The following is an 11049-nucleotide window of genomic DNA, read 5'->3' on the forward strand; positions in this document are numbered from 1 at the left end:
ACTTGATCTTGCCTTCCTTGTACTCGACGTGCTTGCGCACGACCGGGTCGTACTTCTTGACCGCCATCTTCTCCGGCGTGTTCTTCTTGTTCTTGTCGGTGGTGTAGAAGTGGCCGGTGCCGGCCGAGGAGATCAGACGGATCTTGTCGCGCTTGGATGCCATGATGCTCTACTCCTCAGACCTTTTCGCCGCGCTTGCGCAGCTCGGCGATGACGACTTCGATGCCCTTCTTGTCGATCGTGCGCAGGCCGTGGCTCGACACGCGCAGGCTCACCCAGCGGTTCTCGCTCGGGACCCAGAAGCGGCGCTCGTGGAGGTTCGGCAGCCAGCGGCGCCGCGTCTTGTTGTTGGCGTGCGAAACATTGTTGCCGGAAAGGGCGCCCTTCCCGGTGACTTGGCAGATTCTGGACATTGCGAACCTCGTCGATTCTCGATGCCGACCTTGGCCAGGACGGCGGCGGCCCAGCGGCGACGATGCGCCATGCGGTGCTGGAGATCCCCGACCGATCGACGCGGGCGGACCGCATGCCGGGATCCGCGTGCCCTAAGGGCGATGAACGATGCAGGGAGCCGCGCTTTATAGCGGAATCAGCGGCTTGCGGCAAGGGGGCGCAGGCCGACCGTCGCCAGGCCGCCATCGGGGAAGGGCCCGAGCGGCCGATGCGCGACCGCGACGCACTGGTAGAGTCGAGGTTTCCCCCAGCGGAGCCGACGACCCGTGGCGACGACGCGCGAAGCGGCCTACGAACCGACCGACCCGGCGCTGCGCGAGGACGTCCGCCGGCTCGGCCGGCTCGTCGGCGAGCTGCTCGTCGAGCAGGCCGGACAGGCCTTCTACGAGCGCGTCGAATCGGCGCGCACCGAGGCGGTCCTGCGCCGCGAGGCGGGCGAGCGGGTCGATCGTCTCGCGTCTCGACTGTCCGGGCTCGATGCCGCCGACGCCGACGCGATCGTGCGGGCGTTCTCGACCTACTTCCAGGTCGTCAACGTCGCCGAGCGCGTGCAGCGCATCCGGCGCCGGCGCGACTACCAGCTCGCCCGCGCGGCGCCGCAGCCCGACGGCCTGCACGACGTTCTGCTGCGGCTTCGCGCCGCCGGGGTCGACGCCGCCGAGTTGCTCGAAGCGCTGCCGCGCATCGACGTCGAACCGGTGTTCACGGCGCATCCGACCGAAGCTTCGCGGCGCGCGCTGCTGGAAAAGGAACAGGAGATCGTCCGCGCACTCCTCGCCGACCTCGTCGGTCCGCGCACCGACGCCGAGCGCGCCGTGGACTGGGCGCGCCTGCGCATGGCGTTGACGAGCAGCTGGCAGACCGCCGATCTGTCGCCGGTACGTCCGTCGGTGCAGGACGAGCTCGATCACGTCGACTTCTATCTCTCCGATCCGCTCTACCGGGTGATCCCGGTGTTCTACGAAGTACTCGAGCGGGCCATCGTCGACGTCTACGGCACCTGTCCCGCGCTGCCGCGCATCGTGCGCTTCGCGTCGTGGGTCGGCGGGGACATGGACGGCAACCCCAACGTCGGCGCGGCGACGATCGCGGCGGCGCTGCGCAAGCAGCGCCAGATCGTGCTCGCCTGCTACCGGCGCGAATGCGCGGACCTCGCGCGGCTGCTCACGCAGACGCTCGACCGCGTCGGCGTCGACGACGCCGTGCGCGCGCGCTTCGCGGTGTATCGCGAACTCGTGCCCGAGGCGGCCGCGAAGATTCGTCCGCGCCACGAGAACATGCCGTACCGGTGCCTGCTGCAGCTGATCGGCGCTCGACTCGCGGCAACCGCGCACGACACGCCGGGCGCCTACGCCGACGTGGGCGAGTTCGCGGCCGACATCGAACTCGTCGCCGCGAGCCTGCGCGCGCACGCGGGCGCGAACGCGGGCTGGTTCGCCGTGCGGCGGCTGCAGCGTCGCATCGCGACGTTCGGCTTCCATCTCGCGCGGCTCGACGCGCGCCAGGATTCGCGCGTGCACGCGGCCGCGCTCGCGGAAAGCCTCGGCGCGCTGCCCGACGATGCGTCGGCGCGCGCGGCGGTGATCGCGCCGTACGCGCTCGGTTCGCGGTCGCTCGCCGTGCGCGACGAGGATGCGACGCTCGTGCGCACGGTCGCGGTGTTCGGCACGTTCGCCGACGCACGAAGGCGCCACGGCGACGGCGCGCTCGGCGTCTACGTGATCAGCATGGCCGGCAGCGTCGCGGACGTGCTCGCGGTGCTCGCGCTCGCGCGCGCGGGCGGGCTCGTCGACGCCGCGGGTGCGGTTCCGCTCGACGTCGCGCCGCTGTTCGAGACGATCGACGACCTGCGCGCCGCACCCTCGACCTTCGCCGCGCTGCTCGCCGAACCCGTCTACCGCGCACATATCGCCGCGCGCGGCGACCGCCAGACGATCATGCTCGGCTATTCCGACAGCGCCAAGGACGGCGGCATCCTCGCCGCACGCTGGGCGCTGCAGCGCGCGCAGGTAGACCTGCTGTCGGTCGCGCGCGGGCATGGCGTCGCGCTCACCTTCTTCCACGGGCGCGGAGGCTCCATCAGTCGCGGCGGCGGCAAGGTCACGCGTGGCGTGATCGCGGCGCCGCGCGGGGCAGTGGACGGCCGCTTGCGCGTCACCGAGCAGGGCGAGGTCATTCACCAGAAGTACGGCATCCGCGCACTCGCGCTGCGCAGTCTCGAGCAGGCCGCCGGCGCAGTGCTGCTCGCGACCCTGCGGCCGCGCGCGGCCGAGCCGCGCGAACCGCGCTGGCGCGAGGCGATGCATGCACTCGCCGACGACGGCGCAACGGCCTATCGCCGGCTCGTCGCGGGCACGGCGGGGTTCGTCGACTACTTCCGCCTCGCGACGCCGATCGACGTGATCGAGCGCATGACGCTCGGTTCGCGTCCCGCGCGACGAGGCGTCGGCGCGGGCGGCATCGAATCGCTGCGCGCGATCCCTTGGGTGTTCGCCTGGGCGCAATGCCGCTCGGGGCTCACCGGCTGGTACGGCGTCGGGACCGCGATCGAACGTGCCGCCTCGCGCGGCGACGAAGCGCTGCTCGCGGAGATGGCGCGCGACTGGCCGTTTTTCCGTACGCTCGTCGAAGACCTCGAGATGCTGCTCGCGAAGTGCGATCTCGGCATCGCCGAGCGCTTCTCGCGCCTCGCCGGCCCTCTCCACGACGCCTTCTTTCCTCTCGTCGCCGCCGAGTTCGAGCGCACGGCGACGTGGCTGCTGCGCCTGCGCGGTCGCGACGAGCTGCTCGCCGACGACCCGCGCCTCGCCCAGTCGATCCGCCTGCGCAACCCGTATACCGACCCTATCAGCCTCGTGCAGGCCGACCTGCTGCAGCGCTGGCGCGCGGCGGGGAGCCCCGATGACGCGACGTTTTCCGCGCTCGTGTCGAGCGTGCACGGGATCGCGCAGGCGTTGCAGAACACCGGCTGACGCGACGGGCGATTCTCTCGCGGCGGCCACGCGCGGGCGATGCACTCGGGCGAAGGCGGGGGCCCTGAAGTCGCGTTGCCTCCCGGACAACGCGCATCGAGGCGCCGTGCTCGACCGAGCGGCGCCGACTCAGATTTCTTCGGTCGCGGTGCGTCTGGAGCGCTTGATGAGCCAGGCGACCCCGCGCAGGTCGGCGATGCCGACGAGCGCGCGGTTGAGGTTGTTGTACTTCGAGATGCCACTGCCGCGCGGGCGGTGGTTGACCGGCACCGATTTCACCTGCCAGCCGGCCCGCTGCATGAGCGCGGGAAGGAAGCGATGCATGTGGTCGAAATAGGGCAGGTCGAGGAAGCTCGCGCGCTCGAACAGCTTGATGCCGCAACCGGTGTCGGGGGTATCGTCGTGCAGCAGGCGCGAGCGGATCGCGTTCGCCCATTTGGACGCCCAGCGCTTGCTGCCGGAATCGCGGCGGTCGACGCGCCAGCCCGCGAACAGCTTGATCGTCGCCGGCGACGCGTCGCGCATCGCGATCAGCCTGGGGATGTCGGCCGGGTCGTTCTGGCCGTCGCCGTCGAGCGTCGCGATCCAGCTGCCGCGAGCCGCCTTGACGCCGTTGCGGATCGCCGTGCTCTGTCCGCTTTGCGCGAGATGGCGCACGACGCGCAGCTCCGGATACCCGCTCTTCGCGGCGGCGAGCACCGCAAGGCTGTCGTCCTTGCTCGCGTCGTCGACGTAGACGATCTCGAAATCGACGCGACCGCGCAGGGCGGTGGCGATCTCCGCGAGGAGCGGCGGGATGTTGTCGCGCTCGTTGAAGACGGGCACGACCACGGACAATGCGGGCATGACGGCAGGTCGGTTCGCGAAAGGCGCGCATTATCGCCGGTTTTGCCTGCGGTGGCCGCAACTCCCGCCCGCACCTGCGCGCAATTGTCGCAGCCGGGCCGCGAAGGATCGTCAGTTGCTGCCGGAAGCGACGCGCGGCAGGCCTTCGAGCGCGTTCCGCCACGCATGCTCGAGCGCGTCGAAACGCGCATCGGAATCGGCGAGCATGAACAGCGTGCCGTCGGCCATCGGCACCTCGCGCGCGACGAGACCCGCCCGGTGGAACGAAGACGCCTTGCTGGCGCGGTCGCGCACGACGTAGACGACGCTGACCGGGCCGTCCGTGCCGGCGCTGACCATGTGCACGCTGCGCCAACGGCCGATCGAGCATTCGGCGACGTAGGCGACTTCCGGCGGTACATCGGCGAGCTTGACGCCGCGATCGGCGAACGCATGCTCGACCTCGGCCTGCGGTACCGGCGCGACCATCGCGAGCGCGGCGTGTTCGTCGGGCGCGGTCACGTGCGCGGCGACCATCGCGCGCAAGCCGGTCGCCTGGCGCAAGCGGACCACGCCGAAAGCGAGCAGAACGCTCGCCGCCGCGGCGAGCGCGATCCAGCCGAGTCGACGACGCGGCTGGAACGGCTCCACGGTACGTCGGCGCTGCGCTTGGAGAATGCGTTCGACAAGGTCATCCGGCACCGGCACGGCGAGCGCCGCCGCGAGGCGCGCGTCGAACGCCTGCGCTTCGGCGGCGAGTGGCGCGCAGTCGCGGCAGCTGGCCATGTGGGCGCGCGCTCCGGTATCGAGGACCTGCGGATCGCTGCCGAGGCGGCGGCGGAACTCAAGGCAGTCCATGGGGACCTGCCTCCGAATCCTTGCCGTCGAGCAACGCACGCAGCTTCTGCCGCGCGCGGAACACCTGGGTCATCACGGCCGATTCGCTGATGCCGAGCTGTGCAGCGACCTCGCCGCACGAGAAACCGCCCAGGACCTGCAACACGAGCGGCTCGCGGTACTTCGGCTCGAGCTTGGCGATCGCCGCGCGCAGCACGGCGTCCTCCCCGCGGTGTTCCGGGCCAGGTGCGTCATCGCTGAGTTCGAGGTCGGTGATATCGGTGGTCGGCATCGGCTTGCGTTCATACAGGCGCGCATGTTCGCGCCGCAGGATCGTCGCCAGCCATGCTTTCGCCGCAATGTCCTCGCGCAGCGCATCGAGCGAACGCCATGCGCGCAGGAAGGTCTCCTGGACCAGATCCTGCGCAAGCGCGTCCTGGCCGCAAAGCCAGTACGCGTAGCGATAAAGCTCGCTCGAATGCGCACGCACGAGGGCCTCGAACTGCTGCTGGCGATTACCCGCCACTGCAACAGACCGGGGATTGCCGTCCTGGCTTGCAACTTCCGTCATGCGGAGGAGTCACCCATCGAAGCCGTTTTCGAAGATCAGGTCGGGCGTATTGACGGTGAAACTGACCGGCAGCGTCAACGGGTCGTGGGCCGCGTCGTTGCTGTGCACGCATATGTTCGCACTGTACGCGCCCGGTGTCAGGCTGCTCGCGTCGAGCGTGACGCCGATGCTGGCGGCCCCGGCGCCGGCGGCGATCGAGCCCGATGCGGGGGCAAGCGCGATCCACGGTACGTCGACGGGCGCGACGCAGCCGGTCGAGGACGTGTCGAGCGACCAGTCGAGCGTCGCGGCGCCGCTGTTCGCGATGTCGAAAGCGGTCGTCGCGCTGGCGCCGGCGGCGGCGGAGCCGCTCACGCTCGCGGGCGTGACCTCGACCGTCGGCGTCGCGGCCGACTGCACCGTGATCGAGCCGGCCATGCCGACGCCGCCGCTGCCGCCGTGGATTTCGCAGTAGTAGCCGATCGTCCCCGCATCGGGGAAGGCGACCGTCGCTTGCCACGCGTTCGACGCCGCATCGCCGTTCCCACCCGCGCCGTCGCAACCGTTGGCGCAGCGGAACGCGGTGATCGCACCGTCGTCGGATTTGACGTTGTGGAAACCGAGTCCGGCCGGGTCGTTCTTGAAGGTGACGGTGTCGCCGACCGCGATGGTCAGTGGCGAGGGCTCGAAGTGCCGACCGCCGGGACCGTTCTTGGCGAGCACGACGTGATCGGCGGCGAATGCGGGTGTGGCGCAGAAGGCGAGGCTGGCGACGGCGAAAGCGGTACGGCGCATGACGGTACTCCCCAGGGGTGGCGGTTCCCGTGTGTACCCGAACGGCGGTCCGGGGTTGCCTCGTCGCGTCGCATATATGCGCGATCGCGGCGGTCGCGCCGCCGCTCGTCAGCGGATGCGCTCGAGGATGCCGTCGAGCTCGTCGAGGCTGTGGTAGTGGATCACGAGCTTGCCGCGTCCGTTGCGCGCGTGCGCGACGCGCACGCGCGTCGCGAGCTTTTCGGCGAGGTCGCGTTCGAGTGCGGCGATGTTGGGATCCGGCTTGGCCGTCGGCTTGGCCGGCTTGGTGGCGTCGCCGCCGACCCGGCGTACCGCGTCCTCGAGCTCACGCACCGACCAGCGCTGCTCGACCGCGGTATGCGCGAGTGCGACCGCGCGCGCCTCCGCGAGGGTCGCCAGCGCGCGCGCATGGCCCATCTCGAGTTCGCGCTCGTCGAGCAGGCGCTTGATCTCGGCCGGCAATTCGAGCAGGCGCAACAGGTTCGATACCGCCGCGCGCGAGCGCCCGACCGCTTCCGCCGCCTGCTGGTGGGTGAGGCCGAATTCGTCGATGAGGCGCGACAGCGCCTGCGCCTCCTCGAGCGGCGAGAGGTCCTCGCGCTGGATGTTTTCGATCAGCGCCATCGCGACGACGGCCTGGTCGGGCACCGCCTTCACCAGCGCGGGAATCTCGCCGAGGCCGGCCTGCTGCGCCGCGCGCCAGCGACGTTCGCCGGCGATGAGCTCGTAGCGGTCCGGGCCGATCGCGCGCACGACCACGGGCTGGATCAAGCCCTGCGCCCTGATCGACGCGGCGAGTTCCTCGAGCGGTTCGGCATCGAAGTGATGGCGCGGCTGGTACCTGCCCGGCTGGATCGCGTGGATCTCGAGCGTGCGCAGCTCTCCCTCGGTGTCGATCGCCGCGGCGGGCGCGTCGCCGCCCCCGCCGAGCAGCGCGTCGAGGCCTCGGCCGAGGCTGGAAGGGCGTTTCTTGGCGGCCATGCGTGGGGTTTCCTCGTGCGCTCGTCGCGTCAGTGCGTCGTCGCCGCGCCCGCGGGATGACGCCGCAGCATCTCGCCGGCGAGGCTCAGGTAGGCCACGGCACCGCGCGATTCGCGGTCGTACAGGTTGATCGGCTTGCCGTGGCTCGGCGCCTCGGCGAGGCGGATGTTGCGCGGGATGATCGAGCGCAGCACCTTGTCACCGAAATGCTTGGTCAGCTGCAGCGACACCTCGTTGCCGAGGTTGTTGCGCACGTCGTACATCGTGCGCAGCAGGCCTTCGACTTCGAGCTGCGGGTTGAGGCGCAGGCGCACGGCCTTGATCGTGTCGAGCAGGCTGGTCAGGCCTTCGAGCGCGAAATATTCGCACTGCACGGGAATGAGCACGCCGTGCGCGGCGGTGAGCGCGTTGATCGTGAGCAGGTGCAAGGTCGGCGGGCAATCGATGAGCACGGTCTCGTAGCGATCGCCGAGCTTCGCGATCTGCTCCTTGAGGCGAGATTCGCGCGCGAGGGCGTCCATGAGCTTGAGCTCGGCCGCGGTGAGATCGCCGTTGCCTGGCAGCAGGTCGAAGCCGCCCTCGGTCGTCACGATCGCGCGCTCGATCGGCGCTTCGTCGAGCAGTACTTCGCAGCCGTTCGGCTTGGCCGTGCGCTTGTCGATGCCGGACGCCATCGTCGCGTTGCCCTGCGGATCGAAATCGATCAGCAGCACGCGGTGCTTTTCCTCGGCGAGCGCCGCGGCCAGGTTGACCGCGGTCGTGGTCTTGCCGACCCCGCCCTTCTGGTTCGCGATCGCGATGATGCGCGTCATGGCCGTGCCACCCGTTCCTGTGGGTCCGGGCCGTCGGCGCCGGAACTCCTGATTATGACCACGTGGCGCTCCGCCTCCAAACCGGGCACCGCGAGCGGCACGACCGCCTCGACGCTGAAGCCGGGGGGTAGGGCATCGATTTCATCCTGCGGGTGCCGCCCCTTGAGCGCGAGCCAGAGGCCGCCCGGTGCGAGCAGGTGACCGCCCCAGGCGAGCATGTCGGCGAGGGTCGCGAACGCGCGCGCGGTGATGCAGTCGAAACGACCGCGCATCGACTCGACGCGGGCTTCGGCGACGCTGACGTTGGCGAGGTGGAGCTCGCGCACGGCCGCGCGCAGGAAGCGCGTCTTCTTGCCGTTCGAATCGACCAGCGTGACCGCGCGTTCCGGCGCGGCGATCGCGAGCGGAATGCCGGGCAGGCCGGCGCCCGTGCCGAGGTCGGCGAGCGTCGCGCCGCGCACGTACGGCGCGACCGCGAGCGAATCGAGCAGATGGCGCGTGACCATGTCGACCGGAGCGCGCACCGCGCTGAGGTTGTAGGTGGCATTCCAGCGCTGCAGCAGCTCGACGTAGTCGAGCAGTCGCTCGACGGCGGCGGCGGGCAGTTCGAGTCGGAGGGCCGCGAGACCCGCGCCGAGACGCTGCCGCAGCGGATCGCGGTCAGACATGGCGGTCGCAACGATACGGGGGCGCGCAGTATCCGCGCGCGCGCGCGCAAAATCCACCGCGCCACGAATCGCGTCAGGCAGCGGCGAGGTCGACGCGCGCGACGAGCAGGCCCCGCTCGCGCAGTTCGCTGTTGAGCGACTGCTTGAGCCAGCGCCGGCGCGCCTCGGCCTCGTCGGGCAGTACCGCATAGTCGAACAGGCGACGCGTGGTCACCTGCAGCAGGCCTTCGACGTCGTCGATGACGACGTCGGCACGCTGCGGGTCGAGCACCTGGAAGTAGACCAGCGCGCGGTAGCCCTGAGCGCCGCGTTGCAGCTGGTCGACCGCGACCGTGGCCCCGGCCAGGTCGATCTTGTGGGCAACGCGCTCGAGCAGGGGCAGCACGACGTGCAGGCCCGGGCCGACGCTGCGGATTCGCCCGTCTCGACCGCGCAAGGTGTACACCTGGCCTTGGGGAATGCGACGTACGCAGGCTGCGGCGAGGAAGGCCACCCCGCAGAGCGCCGCGATCAGGATTGGAGGAACCACGTTTTTCTCTGCAGCGTTGTAGTTATCGGGACAGCTTCATGGAGCACTTGAACACGATACCCGCGCGAGTACTAACGATTGCTTAACAGTTTTTCATGCTGCGGCGCGGAATCGGCCGGGACATCGTGCCGCGCGGCCGATCATTCCGGCCGCGTAGAATGCACTTTTTCCCAGCCGACCCTGGAACCGATGGCTTATCCGCTTACCCGCCCGCGCCGCATGCGCCGCGACGCGTTCTCGCGTGCGCTCATGCGCGAAACCGATCTCACCCCCTCCGACCTCATCCTGCCGGTGTTCGTGCGCGAAGGCCGCGACGTCGCCGAGGCGATCCCGTCGATGCCCGGCGTCGAGCGCGTGTCGATCGACCGCCTGGTGCGTGTCGCCGAGCAGGCGCACGGCCTCGGCATCCCGGCGCTCGCGCTGTTCCCGGTCACGCCGCCCGAGGCGAAGTCGCTCGATGCGAGCGAGGCGTGGAACCCCGACGGGCTTGCCCAGCGCGCGGTGCGCGCGCTGAAGCAGGCGCTGCCCGAACTCGGCGTGATCACCGACGTCGCGCTCGACCCGTTCACGACCCACGGACAGGACGGCCTCGTCGACGAGCGTGGTTACGTCGTCAACGACGCGACGGTCGAGGCGCTGGTCAAGCAGGCGATCTCGCATGCCGAAGCCGGCGCCGACGTCGTCGCGCCGTCGGACATGATGGATGGCCGAGTGGGTGCGATCCGCGCCGCGCTCGAAGTCGACGGCCACGTCAATACACGCATCCTCGCCTATGCAGCGAAGTACGCGTCGGCGTTCTACGGTCCGTTCCGCGACGCGGTCGGCTCCGCCGGCAGCCTCGGCAAGGGCAACAAGTCCACCTACCAGATGGATCCGGCCAATGGCGACGAGGCGCTGCGCGAAGTCGCGCTCGACCTCGACGAAGGCGCCGACATGGTCATGGTCAAGCCGGCGATGCCGTACCTCGACATCGTGCGGCGCGTGAAGGAGCGCTTCGGCGCGCCCACGTTCGCCTACCAGGTCAGCGGCGAGTACGCGATGCTCAAGGCCGCGTTCGCGAACGGCTGGCTCGACGAGCGCGCCTGCGTGCTCGAGGCGCTCACCGGCATCCGCCGCGCCGGCGCCGACGCGATCCTCACCTACTTCGCACTCGACGCTGCGCGCTGGTTGCGCGGTTGAGGCGGCGACAGGCAACAGCGAAAAGATTGAAGCACGAAGGACACGAAGAAGAGCAAACATTCAAGCTTCGCCTTCTTTCGCTCTTCCTTCGTGTCCTTCGTGTTTCAGGCTTTGCACCTCCCCCGGACGCCAGATGAACCGTTACGCCGTATTCGGGCAGCCGATCGCGCATTCGCTGTCGCCGCGGATCCATGCCGCGTTCGGCGCGCAGCTCGGCATCGCGCTCGACTACCGCGCGATCGAAGCGGGCCGTGAGACGTTCGCGGCGACGCTCGCCGCGTTCGCGCGCGACGGCGGGTGTGGCGCGAACGTGACATTGCCGCTCAAGGAGGATGCGACCGCGCTATGTGACGCGCTATCCGACCGCGCGCGTCGCTGCGGCAGCGTGAACACGCTCATTCGCGCCGGCGACGGCTGGCGCGGAGACAGCACCGACGGCATCGGCCTG

Annotated in this window: 12 protein-coding genes and 1 pseudogene; 3 read left to right on the forward strand and 10 right to left on the reverse strand. The window is 70.0% G+C overall.

Annotation, left to right across the window (positions count from 1 at the left end):
- On the reverse strand, nucleotides 1–163 hold a 163-nt coding region (gene rpmG, locus VI238_RS15440; RefSeq protein ID WP_131995653.1), incomplete at its 3' end, for a 50S ribosomal protein L33.
- A 13-nt stretch (nucleotides 164–176) separates the two neighbouring features.
- The gene (gene rpmB, locus VI238_RS15445; protein ID WP_131995648.1) at nucleotides 177–413 is read right to left on the reverse strand and encodes a 50S ribosomal protein L28; all 237 of its coding nucleotides are present in this window, start codon (nucleotides 411–413) and stop codon (nucleotides 177–179) included.
- Between the two features lie 306 nt (nucleotides 414–719).
- Here rpmB and ppc point away from each other — a divergent pair, with 306 nt between their 5' ends.
- Nucleotides 720–3425 carry a phosphoenolpyruvate carboxylase gene (gene ppc, locus VI238_RS15450; RefSeq protein ID WP_331652952.1) on the forward strand — a complete coding sequence of 902 codons (2706 nt, stop codon included), beginning with the start codon at nucleotides 720–722 and terminating at the stop codon, nucleotides 3423–3425.
- Between the two features lie 129 nt (nucleotides 3426–3554).
- On the opposite strand, the gene VI238_RS15455 is transcribed toward ppc, so the two are convergent.
- From VI238_RS15455 to VI238_RS15490, 8 genes are all read right to left on the reverse strand, one after another.
- Nucleotides 3555–4271, reverse strand: a complete 717-nt coding sequence (locus VI238_RS15455) for a glycosyltransferase family 2 protein (protein WP_331652954.1) — start codon at nucleotides 4269–4271, stop codon at nucleotides 3555–3557.
- Nucleotides 4272–4382: 111 nt separating this feature from the next.
- Complete coding sequence (locus tag VI238_RS15460) at nucleotides 4383–5108, reverse strand: DUF3379 family protein (protein WP_331652956.1); 726 nt, start codon at nucleotides 5106–5108, stop codon at nucleotides 4383–4385.
- Nucleotides 5095–5658, reverse strand: a complete 564-nt coding sequence (locus VI238_RS15465) for a sigma-70 family RNA polymerase sigma factor (protein WP_331652958.1) — start codon at nucleotides 5656–5658, stop codon at nucleotides 5095–5097. Before VI238_RS15465 ends, VI238_RS15460 begins: the two co-directional genes overlap by 14 nt.
- A gap of 9 nt (nucleotides 5659–5667) precedes the next feature.
- Nucleotides 5668–6432, reverse strand: a complete 765-nt coding sequence (locus VI238_RS15470; protein ID WP_331652960.1) for a cupredoxin domain-containing protein — start codon at nucleotides 6430–6432, stop codon at nucleotides 5668–5670.
- A 108-nt stretch (nucleotides 6433–6540) separates the two neighbouring features.
- The gene (locus VI238_RS15475) at nucleotides 6541–7413 is read right to left on the reverse strand and encodes a ParB/RepB/Spo0J family partition protein (protein ID WP_331652962.1); all 873 of its coding nucleotides are present in this window, start codon (nucleotides 7411–7413) and stop codon (nucleotides 6541–6543) included.
- A 29-nt stretch (nucleotides 7414–7442) separates the two neighbouring features.
- On the reverse strand, nucleotides 7443–8225 hold the full coding sequence (locus tag VI238_RS15480; protein WP_331652964.1) for an AAA family ATPase: 783 nt from the start codon (nucleotides 8223–8225) through the stop codon (nucleotides 7443–7445).
- Nucleotides 8222–8893: a 16S rRNA (guanine(527)-N(7))-methyltransferase RsmG gene (rsmG, locus tag VI238_RS15485; protein ID WP_331652966.1), complete on the reverse strand. Its 672-nt coding sequence runs from the start codon at nucleotides 8891–8893 to the stop codon at nucleotides 8222–8224. The genes VI238_RS15480 and rsmG overlap by 4 nt, the downstream gene beginning before the upstream one ends.
- 73 nt (nucleotides 8894–8966) lie before the next feature.
- Complete coding sequence (locus VI238_RS15490) at nucleotides 8967–9422, reverse strand: hypothetical protein (protein WP_331652968.1); 456 nt, start codon at nucleotides 9420–9422, stop codon at nucleotides 8967–8969.
- A 189-nt stretch (nucleotides 9423–9611) separates the two neighbouring features.
- Between VI238_RS15490 and hemB the strand changes: the two genes are divergently transcribed.
- Complete coding sequence (gene hemB, locus VI238_RS15495) at nucleotides 9612–10601, forward strand: porphobilinogen synthase (RefSeq protein ID WP_331652970.1); 990 nt, start codon at nucleotides 9612–9614, stop codon at nucleotides 10599–10601.
- Nucleotides 10602–10734: 133 nt separating this feature from the next.
- Nucleotides 10735–11049, forward strand: a pseudogene (locus tag VI238_RS15500) (shikimate dehydrogenase); the annotation flags it as partial.

The organism is Dokdonella sp., from assembly GCF_036518555.1.
Taxonomy (GTDB): Bacteria; Pseudomonadota; Gammaproteobacteria; order Xanthomonadales; family Rhodanobacteraceae; genus Dokdonella_A.

Excerpts from the sequence above, each read along its gene's own strand:
- VI238_RS15455 (WP_331652954.1), bottom strand. The coding sequence starts at position 4,271 with ATGCCCGCATTGTCCGTGGTCGTGCCCGTCTTCAACGAGCGCGACAAC.
- hemB (WP_331652970.1), top strand. The coding sequence starts at position 9,612 with ATGGCTTATCCGCTTACCCGCCCGCGCCGCATGCGCCGCGACGCGTTC.
- VI238_RS15475 (WP_331652962.1), bottom strand. The coding sequence starts at position 7,413 with ATGGCCGCCAAGAAACGCCCTTCCAGCCTCGGCCGAGGCCTCGACGCG.
- VI238_RS15470 (WP_331652960.1), bottom strand. The coding sequence starts at position 6,432 with ATGCGCCGTACCGCTTTCGCCGTCGCCAGCCTCGCCTTCTGCGCCACA.
- VI238_RS15460 (WP_331652956.1), bottom strand. The coding sequence starts at position 5,108 with ATGGACTGCCTTGAGTTCCGCCGCCGCCTCGGCAGCGATCCGCAGGTC.
- rpmB (WP_131995648.1), bottom strand. The coding sequence starts at position 413 with ATGTCCAGAATCTGCCAAGTCACCGGGAAGGGCGCCCTTTCCGGCAAC.
- VI238_RS15465 (WP_331652958.1), bottom strand. The coding sequence starts at position 5,658 with ATGACGGAAGTTGCAAGCCAGGACGGCAATCCCCGGTCTGTTGCAGTG.
- VI238_RS15480 (WP_331652964.1), bottom strand. The coding sequence starts at position 8,225 with ATGACGCGCATCATCGCGATCGCGAACCAGAAGGGCGGGGTCGGCAAG.
- rsmG (WP_331652966.1), bottom strand. The coding sequence starts at position 8,893 with ATGTCTGACCGCGATCCGCTGCGGCAGCGTCTCGGCGCGGGTCTCGCG.